Source organism: Mycobacterium sp. pV006, assembly GCF_041287115.1.
In the GTDB taxonomy this organism is placed as follows: domain Bacteria; phylum Actinomycetota; class Actinomycetes; order Mycobacteriales; family Mycobacteriaceae; genus Mycobacterium.
In genome coordinates this window covers 439,672-457,632 of the sequence record NZ_JBGGKT010000002.1, presented here as the reverse complement: position 1 = coordinate 457,632, position 17,961 = coordinate 439,672, and the positions used below count along the sequence as shown (strand labels likewise).

Sequence of the window (17,961 nt, the reverse complement as noted above, 5' to 3'; positions counted from 1 at the left end):
TGTTTCGGTTGTGCCCGACCGGGCTATTACCCGGGACATGAAACTGCGACAGCTGATCTTGTTTGCGGGTGTGGCCGCTTTGCTGGTGGGTGTCATCGCGTTGTTGGTCCCGGTGTCGGTGTCCGGGCCCGAGTCGAAGATCGGCTGCGGCAACGGCATCTCTGCCGACCTGTCGGAGGCCCGTCAGGTCGACAACCAGAATCCGGCCAACCTGCCGATCCTCAACGAGATCGTTCCGCATCAGGACTATGCCGTGGAGTGCGAGTCGGCGGTGTCGTCGCGCCGGTCGTGGGCCATCCCGGTCGCCGTCGTCGGCGTGGTGTTGGTGGGGGCGTCGTTCTTCGTGGGCCGCGGCAGCGGTCGCGTAGCGACCTGACGGGCCGAAGTCGCGTAGCGACCTGACGGGCTGGAGTCGCGTAGTGACCTGAGCTCAGACGGCCTCGCGGTCGTCGTTCACGACCCGCAGTGTCGGCCCGGGCGGCGGCTCGGGCGCGATGCGCTCGTTGACCGACGCGACCACGGAGTCGACCCGGTGCACGGCCCGGTCGCACATGTCGCGGACCCGGTCCCCGGCGGTGTCGACGTCGTCGGCGGCGCTGAGCAGGTAGGCCCGGACGCTGACGCGCAGCCGCTCGCCGGCGGCGCGCAGCCTGCGCCGGACCCGGTCGTCGACCTCGACGGTGATGTAAGGCAGCACCTGGAACTTCATGTGCACCTCCTCTTCGTGGATGCCTGTGCCCACCCTAACCGGGTCTCACTGGACCTGCGCCAGCGTCCGGCCGGCCGATTCCCTCAGCGTCAGCACCGTGGCCAGCGAGATCACCGCGGCGACGATCAGGTAGAACGCCGGTGCGATCGGGTTGCCGGTGGTGGCGGTCAGCCAGGTCACGACATAGGGCGTGGTGCCGCCGAAGACGGCGACGCACAGGTTGTAGCCGACGGAGAACCCGCTGAACCGCACCCGCGTGGCGAACAGCTCCACACCGGCCGACACCGCCGTGGAGATGTAGATCGACTCGATGGCCGCCAACGCGCAGTGCGCGACGATCGCGGCCACCAGCGAGCCGGAGTTCAGCAGCAGGAACAGCGGGTAGGCCAGCACCGCGAAGGACACCGAGCCGGCGATCAGCAACGGTCGGCGACCGATCCGGTCCGAGAGCATGGCCAGCGGCAGGATCAACACCAGCGCCACCACGCACGCCAGCGTCATCGACACGAACGAGGCGGTCCTGGAGAACTCCAGGGTGTTGATGAAATACGTTGGCAGGAACGTGAACACGATGTAGTAGCCGATGTTGAACACGATGAACAGACCCATCACCTGCAGGATCTGCCGCCGGGACGTCGAGACCGCCTCGCGCAGCGGTGAATCGGAGGTCTTGTCGGCCTTGTCGAGTTCGGCGAACTGCGGGGTGTCACCGAGGCGCAGGCGGATGTAGAGCCCGACCAGGCCCAACGGACCGGCGATCAGGAATGGAATCCGCCACCCGTAGCTCTCCATCGCCGCCGCGGGCAGCAGGGCCTGCAGCAGGGTCACCGTGATCGAGCCGGCGAGGAAGCCGACCACCCCCGACCACGCCATGAAGGTGACGGTGACGCCGCGGTTGCGGTCGCTGGCGAACTCCGCGAGATAGACCGCGCCACCGCCGTACTCTCCGCCGGCGGAAAAGCCCTGCAGGCAGCGCAGGACCAGCAGCAGTAGCGGCGCGGCCAATCCGATGGCCTCGTAGGTCGGGAGCAGTCCGATACCGAGGGTGGCCGCCGACATCAGCAGGATCACGATGGCGAGCACCCGTTGTCGGCCGATGCGGTCTCCGAGCGGGCCGAAGAAGAACCCGCCGAGTGGTCGCATGAAGAATGCGGCGGCGAAGATCGCGAAGGTGTTCAGCAGCGCCGCGGTCTCGTTGCCGGCGGGGAAGAACTGTGCGGCGATGAATGTGGCGAGAAAGCCGTAGATCGCGAAGTCGAACCACTCGACCGCGTTGCCGATGGATGCTCCGGTGATCACCTTGCGGATGTCGGATGCCATGACACCTCCCGAATCTAAGCGGGGCGCTGATCATTTCGCTTAACACGGCTCGGGGTGAGACGTGCGAGGGCAACATATCGCGGCGGGTGCCGGCATGGATCGACTACTCGGTGCGGCGGTACTTCGCGTCGGCGTCGGCGACCGCCTCGGCGGCCTCCCGGACGACCCGCTTGCCGGCGTCGTAGGCGTCCTGCGCGGCGGTCAACGCAGCTTCGGCGTCCTCGAGCCGGCGCTGCGCATCCTGGTGGCGCAGCCGGGCGGTCGACAGGTCGGCCTGCAATTCGCTCAGCGCGGCTTCAGCGTCGGACTTGGCGCGTCGGGCAGCCAGCAGCTCGGCGTGTGCGCGCCGACGCTGTTGCTGATCCGGACCCTTGCGACCGCTGGGCGGGACGGGCTCCCGGGGCGGCGGTTTGGCCTTACGGGTACCGGAAACCGTTGTCACCGCGCCGAACTCACCGAAACCGGACCACTGTTCGGCCTTGGTCAGGCGGCCGAGCCGCGCGGCCACCTCGGGGTCGGCCACGGCCGCCTGCAGTGTCCCCGTTACGTCGTCGCGTAGCGCCGCGGTCGGCGCATCGACCGCGGCCAGCCGCAGCGCTTCCCGGCTCAGGTGCTCGATCAGCTTGCGTTGCTCGGCGGTCAGCGCGCGGATCTCGGTGCCGTCCATCGCGGCGTGGGCGTCGCGCAGACGCGCGCCCAGATCGGCGAGGTCGGCGCGGGCGGCGGTCTGCAGAGCGAGGGTGTTGACCACCCACGCCGCGACCGTGGGCTTGCGACAACCGGAGATCCGTGCGGCGCCGTCGGTGTCGCCGCGACGCTTGGCTTCCTTGGCCAACCGGGTGCGCACAGTCGTGAAGTCCTCGGGCCGAGCGGTGTAGAGCTCGTCGAGTGCCGTCTCGGTGACGTCGCCGGCGGCCACGATCTTCAGGGGTTGTCGCGGCGGTAGCGGTGGCGGCGGAAGGGTTCACGGCCCGGGGGCTGTTGCGGAGTGGGCAGCAGCGGGACCCGCGGCCGCACCGGCACCCGGACTTCCCGATCGGTGCTGAGTTCCAGTGGTCGCCCGGCGTGACGGATCTCCAACCGCGAGTGTGGGCCGTCGCGCAGCGTGTAGGTGACACATTCGTGATCGGCTTCCACGGTGATTCGAAACTGCCTCCAGCGCAACCGGAACCGCATCCGGGTGATGCCCGAGGGCAGGTGCGGGTCCAGGGCGAGGATCTGGTCGTCGTCGCGGAGCCCGCCGAACCCCGCCACCAGCGCCGTCCACGCGCCGGCCAGCGAGGCCAGGTGCAGTCCGTCGGAGGTGTTGCGGTGCAGATTGCGCAGATCGATCATCGCGGCCTCGTAGGCGTAGTCGTGGGCGAGTTCGAGGTGCCCGACGTCGGCGCACATCACGGCCTGGGTGCACGCCGACAGCGACGAGTCGCGGGTGGTACGCCGCTCGTAGTAGTCGACGTTGCGGGCCTTCTGTTCGGCGGTGAACGCGTGGCTCTGCCACTGCATCGCCAGCACCAGGTCGGCCTGCTTGATCACCTGCGCCGGGTAGAGCCGCACGTACGGTTCGTGCAGCAGCAGCGGATATTCGGTGTTGGCGGTGAAGTCCCACTCCCGCAGGGTGGTGAAACCGTCGTTCTGCGGATGCACGCCCAGTTCCTCGTCGTAGGGGATGTGCACCGCGTCGGCGGCCGCGCACCACGAGGCGATCTCGTCGTCGTCGACATCCAGCTCGTCGGCGGCATCCGGCCGGCGTCGGCACGCCTCGGCGGCCGCGCGCAGGTTGGCCGCCGCCATCAGGTTGGTGAACACGTTGTCGCGGACGACCGCGGTGTATTCGTCGGGCCCGGTCACGCCGTCGATGCGCCACAGGCCGTGCCGGTCGTAGTGGCCGAGCGATTTCCACATCCGGGCGGTGTCGACGAACACCGCCAGACCGCACTCCTTTTCCAGGGAATCGTCGCCGGTGACGATCCGGTAGCGCTCGAACGCCATCGCGATGTCGGCGTTGATGTGGAAGCCCGCGGTGCCGGCCGGCCAGTAGGCCGAGCACTCCTCACCGCGGATGGTGCGCCAAGGAAAGCAGGCCCCCTTCAGGTCGAGTTCGTCGGCGCGCACACGGGCGAGCTCGACGGTGGACGCGCGCCACCGCAGTGCGTCGGCGGCCGCGTACGGGGCGGTGTAGGTCAGGACGGGCAGCACGAACCCCTCCATGTCCCAGAACGCGTGCCCGTCGTACCCCGTGCCGGTCAGGCCCTTCCCGCCGATGGCACGACCTTCGGCGCGCGCGCTGGCCTGCAGCACGTGAAAGAGCGCGAACCGCACGGCCTGCTGGCAGTCGTCGTCACCCTCGACTTCCACGTCGGCACAGTCCCAGAAGTCGTCGAGGTACCTGCGCTGCTCGGCGAGCAGCCCCTCCCAACCGGTGTAGCGCGCACTGGCGATGGCCGCCGCGACCTGGTCGCGCAACGCCGGGCGCGACCGCAGACTCGACCATCCGTAGGTGATGTACTTGACCACCCGCAGCCGCTCCCCGGGTTGGAGCCCGCACACCACGGTGGTCCGGGCCCAGTCCTCACCCGCATCCCCGCTGACCTCGAGGCGGCCCGGGGCGTCGATCACGTGGTGGTCCATCGCCGCGGCCATCATCAACCCCGAGGACCGGGTCCGGTGCACCAGCATGGCGCCGCGCTCGCTGACCTCGTGCTGCACGGGCTCCAGGGGATTCTTCAGCACCGCCGCCACCCGCGGGTCGTCCGACGGCGAGGGCTGGTCCTCGTTGGCGACCAGTTCGGACTGCAGCGTGACCCGCACCGGGTCGCCGACTGCCTCGACCACGTACTCGATGGCGGCCAGGCCCCGCTGTTCCAGCGACACCATCCGCACCGAGTTCAGCCGGATGCGTTTGCCCGCCGGGGATTTCCACTCCGCGGTGCGGTGCAGCACCCCGGCGCGCATGTCCAGGATGCGTTCGTGGGCCAGCAGTTCGCCGTAGCGGGTGTCGAACGGCTCGTCGTCGACCAGCAGCCGGATGATCTTGCCGTTGGTGACGTTGACGATCGACTGACCCTCCTCGGGGTAGCCGAAGCCGGCTTCGGCGTAGGGCAGCGGACGGATCTCGAAGAACGCGTTCAGGTAGGTGCCGGGCAGGCCGTACGGTTCGCCCTCGTCGAGGTTGCCGCGTAACCCGATGTGGCCGTTGGACAGTGCGAACAGCGACTCGGTCTGCGGCAGCAGATCGTGGTGCAGTTCGGTCTCGCGCACCTGCCACGGTTCGACCGGGAATGCGGCGTCCTTGATCATCATGGTGTGAGCAGCTCTCCCAGATCGGTGACGATGATGTCGGCTCCGTTCTCGCGCAGGGCCTGGGCCTGACCGCCGCGGTCGACGCCCACCACGATGCCGAACCCGCCGGCCCGTCCGGCGGCGACGCCGGCGATCGCGTCCTCGAACACCGCCGACTCCTCCGGGGTGACGCCGAGCAGCTCGGCGGCCCGCAGGAACGAGTCCGGTGCGGGCTTGCCCGCGATGTTCTCCTCGCGCAGCGTGACCCCGTCGACGCGGTGTTCGATGTAGGTGTCCAGGCCGGTCAGGGCGAGTACCGCTTCGGTGTTCGCGCTCGAGGACACCACCGCGCGGCGCAGCCCGGACTCCAGGGCGGCCTGCAGGTAGCGGCGTGAACCGTCGAACACGGTCACGCCATGGTCACGCAGGACCTGGCCGAACAGTTCGTTCTTACGGTCACCGAGGGTGACGACGGTCTTCTCGTCGACCGAGATGTCCCGGCTGGCCAGAAAGGACCTGATGCCGTCGAGGCGCGGTTTGCCGTCGACGTAGTGCTCGTAGTCGGCGCCCGCGTCGAACGGCGTGAAGTCCGGTCCGGTGTGCTCGCGCAGGAACTCGTCGAACATCGCTTTCCAGGCGCGCCGGTGCACGCTGGCCGTGTCGGTGAGCACACCGTCGAGATCGAAGAGGCACGCGCGGATCCGATCGGGTAAGCCCAGCATCCCCCTCTTCTTACCCGCTCGCGCCGATCTTGACCCGGCCTGCGGTCAACCGAGACCGAACAGTGCCCGCACCTCGGCGGTACGCCAGATGATCGCCGCGGCGAACGCCACGACGACGGCGGCGGTGGCCGCGGCCTGCACGGCGTTGCGCCCACGGGTCGGCGCGTAGGCATACGCGGCGGCCACGGCGGCGCCGGTGACCAAGCCGCCGAGGTGACCCTGCCAGCTGATGTTCTGCGAGCTCACCAGCGGGATGACGAAGGTGATGACCAGGTTGAGCACGATGATCGCGACCACGCCGCGGACGTCCATGTTCAGCCGGCGGCCCACCACGAACGTCGCACCGAACAAGCCGAAGATCGCGCCGGAGGCACCCGCGGTCGCGGCGTTCATCGATGACAGCAGGTAGACCAGCACGGAGCCGCCGAGCGCGCTGAGCAGGTACAGCGCGCCGAAGCGCAGGCGCCCCAACGCCATCTCCAGCGGCGGACCCACGATGTAGAGCGCGAACATGTTGAACAGCAGGTGGACCATGCCGTAGTGCAGGAACGCCGCGGTCAGCAGCCGGTAGAAGTCGCCGTCGGCGATCGCCGGCGTCCACAGCACCAGGTCCCGCTCCAGCGTCGCGGACGTCGACTGCAGGATGAACATGACGACGTTGATCGCGATCAGCGCGTAGGTCAGCACCGGTGCACCCGACTCGGGGCGGCGACCACCCAGCGGGGTGCGTACCACCGGCGCGGTGCGTGCGGCGGCGCCGACGCAGTCGACGCACTGGTGCCCGACCGCGGCGCTGCGCATGCACTCCGGGCAGATGAACCTCCCGCACCGGGTGCACTGGACCCAGGTGGCACGGTCGGGATGGCGGTAGCACGTCGGGGCGGGCGGTTGCCCGCCCGACTGGTAGGGGTAGCTCACAGCGGCCCGAAGGACTCGGAGAACGCCACCGTGGCCGCGGGGGCGGTGGTCAGCGAACCCACCTCGAGGCCCGGTATCAGCAGAACGCGCTTCACCTGCTCCACGCTAGCGGGCGACTTGCGGCGCCCTCCACGTCCGCCATTCAAGATCGTCGATAACGATTCGGAAACAGCACAGATCACGATCATTTAAGGGGTCCGGCCGCATTCTGAGAAATCTCAGGGTGCGCTTGACCGATTGCGCCTCCAGCGAACGGTAACCGACCTTTTTGAGGCGAACGTCACGCCGCTGACCTGTAACACCACGCAGTCGCGGTGACAACGCAATTCGGCGGCGTTTGATCATCGGAAAACACGGCTACTTTGGATCGCGGGCGGGGATCTGTAAATCAATGCTCGACAATTCGAAGGACCAATCAACATGAATTCCAATGGTTTCACCGTGCCGACTTCGCGTCGCGCACTTGCCGGCGTCGGGGCGGCGTGTCTGTTCGGCGGTCTGGCCGTCGCGACCCTGGCGACTCCGACCGCGCTCGCGCAGCCGGCTCAGCAGTGCACCGCCAGCGCGGTCTCCAACACGGTCAGCAACGTCACCGGTGCGGCTCGGCAGTACCTCGACGCCAACCCCGGTGCCAACCAGGCCGTCACCGCGGCGATGAGCCAGCCGCGGCCGGAGGCCGAGGCGAACCTGCGGGGCTACTTCAACGCCAACCCGACGCAGTACTACGACCTGCGCGGCATCCTGGCACCGCTCGGCGAGACCCAGCGTGCCTGCAACATCGCGGTGCTGCCGGGTGAGTTGCAGTCGGCCTACGACACCTTCATGGCCGGCTGACCTCGACGGAATCTGATGGCTGCGGCGGCGGGTGACCACCCGCCGCCGCAGCACTTAGACTGACTTCCTATGAAGCTCACACGAGCGGCCGCGGCGAGCGCGGCGGTCCTGGCGGGCTGGTGCGCCCTGGCGCCGTCGGCGCTGGCCCAACCGGACGCCTCCGCCGAGCCCGCACCACCGGCCCCCGCCGAAGCGGCCGAAGCGCCGAAGACCGTCATCGAGGGCGACGGCACCTACGCCGTCGGGACCCAGATCGTCCCCGGCTTCTACCAGTCCGCGGGACCGATCGACGACGGCGCCTGCTACTGGAAACGCACCTCCGGCGAGAAACTCGTCGACAACGCGTTGACCAAGAAGCCTGCCATCGTGCACGTCGAGGCGACCGACACCACGTTCTCGACGAATGACTGCCAGACCTGGCAGCTGACCAACACCCCACCGCCACCACCGGCGGGCCCGGGTGAACTGCTCGGGCAACTGACCCAGGTGATCGGCAGCGGCATGTTCAACGGAGGGCCGCGCTGACCGACGGCCGGATCGACGTTCCCCACGACCTCGACGCGGTCACCGTGATCGGGCCGGAGGAACCCGGCGACGTCGCCCCCGACGCCGTCGAACGGATCTGGCGCGCCGCGCGGCACTGGTACGCGGCCGGGATGCATCCGGCGATCCAGGTGTGTCTGCGCCGCGACGGGCGGGTGATCCTCAACCGCGCCATCGGCCACGCTTGGGGCAACGGTCCGGCCGACCCGCCCGGCACCCCGCAGGTGCCGGTGCGCACCGACACCCCGTTCTGCGTGTACTCGGCCGCCAAGGCCGTCACCACCACGGTCACGCACATGCTGGTCGAACGCGGACACTTCTCTCTCGACGACCGCGTGTGCGACTACCTGCCGAACTACACCAGCCACGGCAAGGACCGCACCACCATCAGGCACGTGCTGACCCACAGTGCCGGTGTGCCGTTCGCCACCGGTCCGCGGCCGGACCTCAAGCGCATGGACGACAGCGACTACGCGCGCGACTTGCTCGGCCGGCTCAAACCGCTGTACCCACCCGGATTGGTACACATGTACCACGGCGTGACGTGGGGCCCGCTGATGCGCGAGATCATCTCCGCGGCAACAGGACGCAACATCCGCGACATCCTGCACGACGAGATCCTGGCGCCGCTGGGCTTCCGGTGGACCAACTTCGGTGTCGCGCCCGAGGATGTGCCCGCGGTGGCGCCCAGCCACGTCACCGGCAAGCCGCTGCCGGCGCCGATCGCCAAGGCGTTCAAGACCGCTGTCGGCGGCACGATGACCCAGATCATCCCGTTCTCGAATACGCCGCGGTTCCTCACCGGGGTGATCCCGTCGTCGAACACCGTCTCCACCGCCGACGAGCTGTCCCGGTTCGCCGAGATCCTCTGCCGGGGAGGCGAACTCGACGGGGTCCGGGTGCTCTCGGAACAGACTCTGCACGCCGCGACCCGCGAGTGCCGTCGTCTGCGGCCCGACATCGCGACCGGGCTGATGCCGATGCGCTGGGGGCTGGGGTACATGTTGGGCTCGCGGCGGTTCGGACCGTTCGGCCGGGACAACGCGGCCGCGTTCGGGCACACCGGCCTGACCGACATCGCGGTGTGGGCCGACCCGTCGCGCGCGCTGTCGGTGGCCGTGGTCAGCAGCGGCAAACCGGGCCGTCACCCCGAAGCCGGCCGCTATCCCGCGCTGCTGGACCGGATCAACGCCGAGATCCCGCGGATCGCTTGATCGGCGGGAGTGCACTCACCGTAGTTCCGCCGGTCCGTTCACTACCTTGACGGCACTCTCGCGGCCGCGGATCCCGCGGTAGATGCCCCGGCGCACGATCGCGCGCATCAGCACCGGTTCGAACGCCCACACCGGCACCCGGACGGCGCGCCCGTTCGGTGTGAACACCTCCAACCCGTCGGGCTGCAGGCCCAGGACCGAACCCCAGCGCCGCGCCGGCGGCCGGTAGCGGCGCATCGACGCCCCACCTAAGAACGCCCGCACGTTGTGCACCACCAGGCCGTCGGCGCGGTTGCGCGCCGAGCTACGCAACGGGTCGGTGGCCGCGACGTCGCCGACGGCGAAGATGTCCGGGTGGCCGGGCACCTGCAGGGTGTCGGTGACGCGCACGAACCCGTCGGGGTCGAGGTACTCGTCCGGCAGCCATGCGGTGTTCGGTGTCACCCGGCCGATCGTCCACAGCACCACGTCGGCCGACGACGGCGGCTGGCCCGTGCTCCAGTGCACCGGCCCGCCGGTCAGCTCGTCGGCGGCGAAACCGGGCGGCAGCTGCGCCCGGTGACCGGGATGGATGCCGACACCGGCGTCGATCAGTCTGCGCCGCACCGCATTCCAGGTGCGCGCGTGGTGTCCGGTCAGCGCGCGGGACCCCGGGAAGTACAGATCGACGCGCTTGTCCGGCCAGGCGAGTGCGATCTGGGCGGCGCTGCTGACGGCGGCCGCGCCGCCGCCGACGACGATCACCGACTGGGCGTCGGCGACCCGGCGGTGTGCGTGCCGGATCTCCTCGTCGATCTGCGCGGCGGTCTGCAACGTCGGTTGCCGCCAGAACCCGTTGCGTACGCCGGTGGCGATCACCAGCGCGTCGTAGCCCAGCGCGGTGGACGAGCCGTCGGGCAGGGCGACGGTGACGCAGCGCTCTGCGGGGTCCAGGCCGGTCAACCGGGCGTGCACCGTGCGGACCCGGTCCAGGCCGCGGAAGCGTCCGTAGCCGATCCGGTAGTGGCGCGCCCAGTCGTCGGGACGGGCCAGCCGCCACCCGAGCTCCTGCCCGCTGACCAGCGCGGGCTTGACGGAGACGCCGACGACGTCGGCGTGGCGCGCCAGCCCGATCGCGGTCAGGACCCCGGTGTCGCCCATCCCGGCGATCAGCACGCGGGGCTGCGTCACGAGGGCTCGCCCAGCCGGACCCGGAACGTCGTCGGCCAGTTCTTGCCGGTCAGCAGGAACTCGTCGCCCTCGACGTGGGCGATCCCGTTGAGTACCTGCGCGTCGGCCGGGATGCCGCGTTCGCGCAATCCGGCCGCGTCGACCACCAGGTCGACGGTCCCGGAGGCGACGTCGATGCGCACGATGGTGTCGGTGGGCCAGACGTTGGCCCAGACGTGCCCGTCGACGCACTCGAGTTCGTTGAGTCCGGTGACCGGGCGACCGTCGCGGGTGATGTCGAGCCCGCCGGTCTCGGCGAAGTTCGCCGCGTCGTGGAAGCGCAACCGAGCACTGCCGTCGCTGCGCACCAGGCGGGTGCCGTCGAAGCAGAGGCCCCAGCCCTCCCCCGCGATCGGCACCTCGCGCAGGGGCGTCAGGCCCCCGCGATCCCATTCGACGGCGACGCCGTCGCGGTAGGTCAACTGCCAGATCCGGTCCCCGACCACGGTGATCCCCTCGGCGAAGTACGCGCCGGGCACGTCGACCGCGCGCCGCAGGTCCCCGCCGGCGGGGTCGAGTTCGCGCAGCTGCGAGGCGCCGGCCAGGCCGGTGCCTTCGTAGAGGACGCCGTCGACGATCTCGAACCCCTGGGTGAACGCCGACGGGTCGTGGCGGAGCTCGCCGAGCACCTGTGGCTGGATCACCGGCGCGGCGGGACCGGCGTACGCGAACGGCACCCCCGCGCCGAGCAGCCAGGTCAGCGGCAGCAGCGCGGCCCAGAGGCGCCACTTCGTCCGGTCGCGGGTCATACCGTTCGTTTCTACCGTGCGACGATGGCCGGGTGAAAGCAGTCAGCTGTTCCCACGGTGCCCTGCAGGTGGTCGACCTGCCCGATCCGCGGCCCGCCGAAGGACAGTTGGTCCTCGACGTGCTGCGGTGCGGGATCTGCGGATCCGACCTGCACGCCAAGGACCACGCGGACGAGCTCACCGAGGTCATGGCCGAGGGCGGTTACCGCGATTTCATGCGCGCGGACACCCCCACGGTGATGGGTCACGAGTTCTGTGGACGGATCCGTGAGCGCGGCCCCAAGGTCGGCGCGAAGCAGTTCGCCGAGGGCACCACGGTGGTGTCGTTCCCGATCCGCCGCGCCGGTGGTGGCGTGCACCTGATCGGACTGTCACCGCTGACGCCGGGCGCCTACGCCGAACAGGTCATCACCGAGGCGGCGCTGACGTTCGCCGTGCCCAACGGGCTGGACCCGGCCACCGCGGCGCTGACCGAGCCGATGTCGGTGGCTCTACACGCGGTCCGGCGCAGCGACATCGCCAAGAGCGATGTTGCGATCGTGATCGGTTGCGGCCCGGTCGGTTTGGCGATCATCTGCCTCCTGAAGGCACGCGGTGTGCGCACGATCGTGGCCAGCGACTTCTCCCCGGCGCGACGCGCGCTGGCCACCCGCTGCGGCGCCCAGGTGGTCGTCGACCCGGCCGTCGACTCGCCGTATGAGGCGGTGCCGCCCAAGCAGCGCGGCCTGACGGAGCTGCCCAAGCTGATGGAGCTGGGTGTGGGGTCGATGGAGAAGTTGCGCAGGATCCCCGGCTGGTCGCATGTCTACCGGGTCGCCGACCGCCTCGGCGGCACCGCACCGAAACGTCCGGTGATCTTCGAGTGCGTCGGGGTGCCCGGCATGATCGACGGCGTCATCGCGGCCGCACCGCTGGCGTCGCGGATCATGGTGGTCGGGGTGTGCATGGGCGAGGACCGCATCCGGCCGGCGATGGCGATCGGCAAGGAGGTCGAGTTGCGGTTCGTCTTCGGGCAGACCCCGTTGGAGTACCGCGACGCGCTGTACCTGCTCGCCGACGGCAAGGTCGACGCGTCGCCGCTGGTGAGCGGCACCGTCGGGCTCGAGGGGGTGAGCGCGGCGTTCGACGCGCTGCGCGACCCGGAGACCCACGCCAAGATCCTCATCGACCCGCGCAGCGCCGCGACGGCCCCCTAGCCGTTGTGCACCGCGTCGATGGCGCGGTAGATGCGTTGCGCACTGACCGGCCGGGCGGTGCCGAGCTGTTGCGCCCACAGGCTGACGCGGAACTCCTCGATCAGCCAGGCGATGTCTGCGACGTCGGCGGCCGCGGCGCGCGCCGGGGACAGCGCCGCCCGCAGCTCGTCGTAGGCGTCCTGCACCTCGGCCACCTGCGCCATCCGGTCCGCGTCGGCAGCCGGCGCCTGCGGCAGCCGGTCCAGGCGGCGACCGATGGCGGTGAGGTAGCGCGTCAGGTCGCCGAGCCGGGTGGCTCCGGTGGCGGCGACGAACCCGGTGGGCAGCAGGCGCGTGAGCTGCGCGCGGATGTCGGTCACGGCGGCGGCCTGCAGCGGCGTGGGCCGTTGCGGCAGCGCGAGTTCGACGTCGCGCCAGGCTTTTAGCGCGCGGTGGGCGCGGCGCAGGACGTCGGTCGTGACGGCCTGCAGCTGCCCGGCCAATCGTTTACTGGCAGCGGTGAATTCGTCGCGGGTCCAGACCGGCGCGGGGACCAGCACCGCGGTCGCGGCATCGGCGCAGTCGTCGAGCAGCGCGGTCAGCGAGCCGTCAGGGTTGTTGCCGAGCTCCAGCCGGGTCCGGGTGTCGATACTGCGTTCCACGGCCTTGGTGACGTTGGGCCCGGCCAGCCGCAGCAGCCGCCGGCTGCCCGGCCCCATCCGGGCTTCCTGCTCGGCCGGGGTGGCGAACACCTCGATGTCGACTCCCTTGCCGTTGTCGACGAAGGCCGGGTAACCGCGCACCGCGTGCCCGGAGGAACCCGTGCGTTCGACGACGCGGGGTAGTTCGTCGAGATCGTCGGGCCAGGACCGTAATCCGCGGCGGGCCAGGTCCCCGGCGACGGTGGCCGCGACGGCCGCGCGGGCCGGTGCGGCCAGCTGCTCCTGCAGCTGCGACAGGTCCTTGCCGCGGGACACCACGGTGCCGTCGGGGCTTTCCACGGCGAACGTCACCCGCAGGTGCGGCGGGATCTTGCTCAGGTCGAACGCGTCGATCGGCACCAGGATCCCGCTGCGCCGCTTGAGTTCCCGCTGCACCGCGTCCAGGAGCGGTCCGCTGTCGGGCGAGATCGAGCTCAACAGCGCGCGGGCGGTGTCGGGGGCCGGCACGAAGTTGCGACGCAGATCCTTGGGCAGCGATTTGATCAGCGCCACCAGCAGTTCCTCGCGCAGCGCGGGCACCTGCCAGGCGAACTGGTCGCCGCCGAGGCGGGCCAGCACGTCGACGGGCACGTGCACCGTCACGCCGTCGTCGGCCGCGCCCGGATCGAAGCGGTACGACAGTGGCAGCGCGACGTCACCGGCGTCCCACGCGTCGGGTTGTTCGGCTCCGGATTCGCTGCGTAGCAGGTCATCCCGGGTCATCGTCAGCAGCTTCGGGGTTTTGTGGCGCGCTTTGCGCCACCACCCGTCGAAGTGCCGGCCCGAGACCACGTCGGCCGGGATACGAGCGTCGTAGAACGCGAAGATCTCATCGTCGGAGACCAGGAGGTCGCGCCGGCGGGCCCGTTCCTCGAGCTCGGCCAGCTCGGCACGCAGGCGCGCGTTGTCGGCGAAGAAGTGGTGTCTGGTCTGCCAGTCCTGCTCGACCAGCGCGTGCCGGATGAACAGCTCGCGTGAGACGTCCGGGTCGATGTCGGCGTAACCCACCCGGCGCCGCGCGACCAGCGTCAGGCCGTAGAGCGTCACCCGCTCATAGGCCATCACCGCGCCGCGCTCGGCGTCCCAGTGCGGCTCGCTGTGGGTGCGCGACACCAGATGTCCGGCCAGCCGCTCCACGACGTGGGGTTCGATGCGAGCCGCGGTGCGCCCGTAGAGGCGGCTGGTCTCCACCAGCTCGGCGACCACCACCCACCGCGGAGGCCGTTTGGCCAGCGCCGAACCCGGCGCCAGCACGAACTTCGCGTTCCGGGCGCCCTGGTAGGTGCGGCCGTCCTCGTCGCGCATCCCGACGTGCGACAGCAGTCCCGCGGCCAGCGCGGCGTGGATGCGGCCCGGGTCGGCCGGCTCGTCGGATTCGCGGATGCCGAGGTCGCGGCAGATGCCGCGCAGTTGGCCGACCAGGTCCTGCCACTCCCGGATGCGCAGGTAGTGCAGGAACTCCTCGCGGCACATGCGGCGGAAAGAGTTGCCGGAGCGCTCTTTTCGTTGCTCGGACAGATACCGCCACAGGTTGAGGTAGGACAGGAAGTCCGACTGCGGGTCGGTGAAGCGGGCGTGCTTGGCGCGGGCGGCCTCTTCGTGGTCGGCGGGCCGTTCCCGCGGGTCCGGGATCGACAGCGCGGCGGTGAGCACCAGCATTTCGCGCACGCAGCCTTCGGCGTCGGCCGCCAACAGCATCCGGCCCAGGCGCGGGTCCACCGGGATCTGCGCGAGCCGACGGCCGACGTCGGTGAGCTCTCCGGCGGTATCGAAGGCGCCGAGTTCCTGCAGCAGCGCGATGCCGTCGCGGATGCTGCGCGCCTCCGGCGGGTCGAGGAAGCCGAACCGCTCGATGTCGCCGAACCCGAGCGCGGCCATCTGCAGGATGACCGCGGCCAGGTTGGTGCGCAGGATCTCCGGATCGGTGTAGCGCGGGCGTGTTTCGAAGTCCTGCTCGGAGTACAGCCGGATGCACACCCCGGGTGCGGTGCGGCCCGCGCGGCCGGTCCGCTGGGCGGCCGAGGCCTGCGAGATCGGTTCGATCGGCAGCCGCTGCACCTTGGTCCGGCGGCTGTAGCGCGAGATGCGCGCGGTGCCGGGGTCGACGACGTAGCGGATGCCGGGCACCGTCAGCGACGTCTCGGCGACGTTGGTGGCCAGCACGACGCGCCGGTTCTGGTGCGGGGCAAAGACTTTCTGCTGTTCGGCGGTCGGCAACCGGGCATACAGGGGCAGCACCTCGGTGGGTGGTCGGACGTCGGCCAGCGCGCCGCGCAGCGCTTCGGCGGTGTCGCGGATCTCGCGCTCCCCGGACAGGAACACCAGCACATCGCCGTCGGGTTCGGCCTGCAATTCGCGGACAGCGTCGACGATGGCCTCGGTCTCGTCGCGGTGTTCGGTGCGCACCACCTCGTGGTCGGGATCGTCGGGATCGTCTCCCGCCTCGGTTTCGACGACGACTTCCAGTGGCCGGTAACGGATCTCGACCGGGTAGGTGCGGCCGGAGACGGTCACGATCGGCGCGGGCACACCGTCATCCGCGAAGTGCGCCGCGAAGCGTTCGGGTTCGATGGTCGCCGAGGTGATGATCACCTTCAGGTCCGGCCGGCGCGGCAGCAGCTCGCGTAGGTAGCCGAGCAGGAAGTCGATGTTGAGGCTGCGTTCGTGGGCCTCGTCGATGATCAGGGTGTCGTAGCGCAGCAGCCGGCGGTCGCGTTGGATGTCGGCCAGCAGGATGCCGTCGGTCATCAGCTTGACCAGCGTGCGGTCGCTCGCCTGATCGGTGAACCGCACGGTGTACCCGACCGCCCCGCCGAGTTCGGTGCCGAGTTCGTCGGCGATGCGCTGGGCCACGGTACGGGCGGCCAGCCGGCGCGGCTGGGTGTGTCCGATCGTGCCGCGGATACCGCGGCCGAGCTCGAGGCAGATCTTCGGCAGCTGGGTCGTCTTCCCCGAACCGGTCTCGCCGGCCACGATCACCACCTGATTCGCGGCGATCGCGGCGGCGATCTCGTCGCGGTGCTCGCTGACCGGCAGGTCGGGATAGCTGATGGGGGGCACGGCGGCGGTGCGCGTGGCGACCAGCGCCTCCCCCGTGGCGATCTGCCGCTCGATCCGCTCCAGCTGTTCGGTCGTCGGGTCGCGCAGCTGGCGCAGCCGGCGGCCCAGCCGCGCGGCGTCACGCAGCGTCAGCCCGTCCAGCCGCGCCCGCAGCGCCCGGAGTTCGGCCCGCGCCGGTCCGGACGATGGCGGTCCGGACAATTCAGTCCGCTCCGAAGGTGGTCAGGCAGAACGGGTGACCGGCCGGATCGAACATCACCCGCCAGCCGTCGGGCTGCGGTTGGTGCTCGGCGCACCGGGCGCCCAGCCGCTCGGCTGCGGCGACGGCGCCGTCGAGGTCGGTGACCGAGATGTCCAGGTGCATCTGCTGGGGCCGGCCCGGCTCGGGCCACGTGGGTGCGGCGTAATCGTCGACGCGCAGGAACGCCAGTACGGCGGTGCCGTCACCGATCGCGACCACGCTGCCGTCGGGGCGTTCGACGATGCGTGCCATCCCCAGCAGTTGCGCGTAGAAGTCGGCGAGCGCGCCCGGGTCCGGGCAGTCGATCGACGTCGCGCCCAGCCGGCCGACCGGTTCCTGGCCTTGCGTCATACCTTCCACTGTGACGTCACGGCCGGTCCGGTGACCAGTACTCCAGCATCTCGGCGAAGGTCTCGAACGCGGCGGTGTTGACGCCGTAGGTGGCCTCGAAGTGCACCGACAGCGGGAAGCCCAGCTCGCCGACGCCGTTGATGACGCGTTTGTACAGCTCGAGCATCAGGGCCCGGCGGTTGGCCGGGTCGGTGTCGGCCAGCGTGCGGACGAACTCCTGCTCACGGGCCACCGCCTCGTTGCCGGGGTCCTGGATCAGCCAGTCGATCAACCCGACCCGGCTCTCCACCTTCGGCACGAACCCGAACGACAACAGGATCTCCGGGCGGTGCTCGGTGGTGGCGGCGAACTCGGTCAGGAAGTCGACGATCGCATCGGAGTACAGCAGCTGGGTCATGCCGTAGGTGGCGCCGCGGTCGCACTTGAAGTTGAAGCGGCCCTGCTCGCCCTCCCGGGTCGGGATCAGGATGACCCCGCGGTTGTCGACGATCTCGTCGAACATCGACAACGCATCGGTGGGCGCCACACCCGTGCCCTCACCGTCGGCGAGGGTGCGCGGCACCCCGACGAACGCGATGCCCTCGAAACCGCTGTCGCGCAGCGCCGTCAGCCGGGTGCGCAGCGCCGCCTCGTCGGTGAACGCGGTGACCTGGGTGCACAGGCCGCGGATCCCGGGCAGCTGCGGCTTGATGATCTCCCAGAAGTCCAGCACGTCGAGCTTGGGCTTCATCTCGACCGGACGGTCGTCGTCCTCCTCGATCATTCCGGGGATCATCACGTGGCGGACCCGGCCGGCCACCCCGGCCTCCTCGGCGCAGCGCAGCACCTTGTCGGCTTCCTCCAGGGCGCGCTCCCGGCCGCCGTCCACATTGGGCGGAACGAGTTCCAGCGCGATGGTGTTCAAGCTCACAGCGATTGCTCCACATCTGTCATTCG

At 70.1% G+C, this 17,961-nt stretch carries 16 protein-coding genes; 5 read left to right on the top strand and 11 right to left on the bottom strand.

All coding sequences use genetic code 11. From position 1 onward, the window contains the following. Positions 1–37: 37 nt before the first annotated feature. Entirely contained in the window at positions 38–376 is a 339-nt protein-coding gene (locus ACAG25_RS05520) for an aminopeptidase (RefSeq protein ID WP_370487286.1), read from the top strand. 54 nt (positions 377–430) lie between these two features. On the opposite strand, the gene ACAG25_RS05515 is transcribed toward ACAG25_RS05520, so the two are convergent. The 6 genes from ACAG25_RS05515 to ACAG25_RS05490 all read right to left on the bottom strand — a co-directional run bounded on the left by ACAG25_RS05515 (position 431) and on the right by ACAG25_RS05490 (position 6,948). Continuing rightward, complete coding sequence (locus ACAG25_RS05515) at positions 431–709, bottom strand: hypothetical protein (protein ID WP_370487415.1); 279 nt, start codon at positions 707–709, stop codon at positions 431–433. A gap of 45 nt (positions 710–754) precedes the next feature. Continuing rightward, on the bottom strand, positions 755–2,029 hold the full coding sequence (locus ACAG25_RS05510; RefSeq protein ID WP_370487285.1) for an MFS transporter: 1,275 nt from the start codon (positions 2,027–2,029) through the stop codon (positions 755–757). A 103-nt stretch (positions 2,030–2,132) separates the two neighbouring features. After that, on the bottom strand, positions 2,133–2,948 hold the full coding sequence (locus tag ACAG25_RS05505) for a hypothetical protein (protein ID WP_370487284.1): 816 nt from the start codon (positions 2,946–2,948) through the stop codon (positions 2,133–2,135). Positions 2,949–2,953: 5 nt separating this feature from the next. Next, complete coding sequence (locus ACAG25_RS05500; RefSeq protein ID WP_370487414.1) at positions 2,954–5,326, bottom strand: glycoside hydrolase family 65 protein; 2,373 nt, start codon at positions 5,324–5,326, stop codon at positions 2,954–2,956. Continuing rightward, entirely contained in the window at positions 5,326–6,030 is a 705-nt protein-coding gene (locus ACAG25_RS05495; RefSeq protein WP_370487283.1) for a beta-phosphoglucomutase family hydrolase, read from the bottom strand. Before ACAG25_RS05495 ends, ACAG25_RS05500 begins: the two co-directional genes overlap by 1 nt. A gap of 45 nt (positions 6,031–6,075) precedes the next feature. Continuing rightward, the gene (locus tag ACAG25_RS05490) at positions 6,076–6,948 is read right to left on the bottom strand and encodes a rhomboid family intramembrane serine protease (RefSeq protein ID WP_370487282.1); all 873 of its coding nucleotides are present in this window, start codon (positions 6,946–6,948) and stop codon (positions 6,076–6,078) included. A gap of 420 nt (positions 6,949–7,368) precedes the next feature. Here ACAG25_RS05490 and ACAG25_RS05485 point away from each other — a divergent pair, with 420 nt between their 5' ends. From ACAG25_RS05485 to lipE, 3 genes are all read left to right on the top strand, one after another. After that, positions 7,369–7,782 (top strand): heme-binding protein, encoded by a 414-nt coding sequence (locus tag ACAG25_RS05485; protein ID WP_370487281.1) that lies wholly within the window; start codon positions 7,369–7,371, stop codon positions 7,780–7,782. Between the two features lie 69 nt (positions 7,783–7,851). After that, on the top strand, positions 7,852–8,307 hold the full coding sequence (locus tag ACAG25_RS05480) for a hypothetical protein (protein ID WP_370487280.1): 456 nt from the start codon (positions 7,852–7,854) through the stop codon (positions 8,305–8,307). After that, entirely contained in the window at positions 8,304–9,539 is a 1,236-nt protein-coding gene (gene lipE / locus ACAG25_RS05475; RefSeq protein WP_370487413.1) for a lipase LipE, read from the top strand. The genes ACAG25_RS05480 and lipE overlap by 4 nt, the downstream gene beginning before the upstream one ends. Before the next feature lie 15 nt (positions 9,540–9,554). Here lipE and ACAG25_RS05470 read toward each other — a convergent pair whose 3' ends face one another. Both ACAG25_RS05470 and ACAG25_RS05465 read right to left on the bottom strand, forming a co-directional pair. Further along, positions 9,555–10,709 (bottom strand): FAD-dependent oxidoreductase, encoded by a 1,155-nt coding sequence (locus ACAG25_RS05470; RefSeq protein ID WP_370487279.1) that lies wholly within the window; start codon positions 10,707–10,709, stop codon positions 9,555–9,557. Continuing rightward, a complete protein-coding gene (locus ACAG25_RS05465) occupies positions 10,706–11,497 on the bottom strand; it encodes a glutaminyl-peptide cyclotransferase (protein ID WP_370487277.1) in 792 nt (263 codons plus the stop codon). Before ACAG25_RS05465 ends, ACAG25_RS05470 begins: the two co-directional genes overlap by 4 nt. A gap of 32 nt (positions 11,498–11,529) precedes the next feature. On the opposite strand from ACAG25_RS05465, the gene ACAG25_RS05460 reads away from it, so the two are divergent. Further along, positions 11,530–12,693 carry a zinc-binding dehydrogenase gene (locus ACAG25_RS05460; RefSeq protein WP_370487276.1) on the top strand — a complete coding sequence of 388 codons (1,164 nt, stop codon included), beginning with the start codon at positions 11,530–11,532 and terminating at the stop codon, positions 12,691–12,693. Here the strand turns inward: ACAG25_RS05460 and hrpA are convergent. The 3 genes from hrpA to ACAG25_RS05445 are packed head-to-tail and all read right to left on the bottom strand — an operon-like array spanning position 12,690 to position 17,935. Further along, positions 12,690–16,634, bottom strand: coding sequence for an ATP-dependent RNA helicase HrpA (hrpA, locus tag ACAG25_RS05455; RefSeq protein WP_370487275.1), 3,945 nt, complete (start codon positions 16,632–16,634; stop codon positions 12,690–12,692). The genes ACAG25_RS05460 and hrpA overlap by 4 nt on opposite strands. Position 16,635: 1 nt before the next feature. Then, the gene (locus tag ACAG25_RS05450) at positions 16,636–17,025 is read right to left on the bottom strand and encodes a VOC family protein (protein WP_370487274.1); all 390 of its coding nucleotides are present in this window, start codon (positions 17,023–17,025) and stop codon (positions 16,636–16,638) included. Positions 17,026–17,041: 16 nt separating this feature from the next. Further along, positions 17,042–17,935, bottom strand: coding sequence for a mycobacterial-type methylenetetrahydrofolate reductase (locus ACAG25_RS05445; protein ID WP_370487273.1), 894 nt, complete (start codon positions 17,933–17,935; stop codon positions 17,042–17,044). Positions 17,936–17,961: the final 26 nt, after the last annotated feature.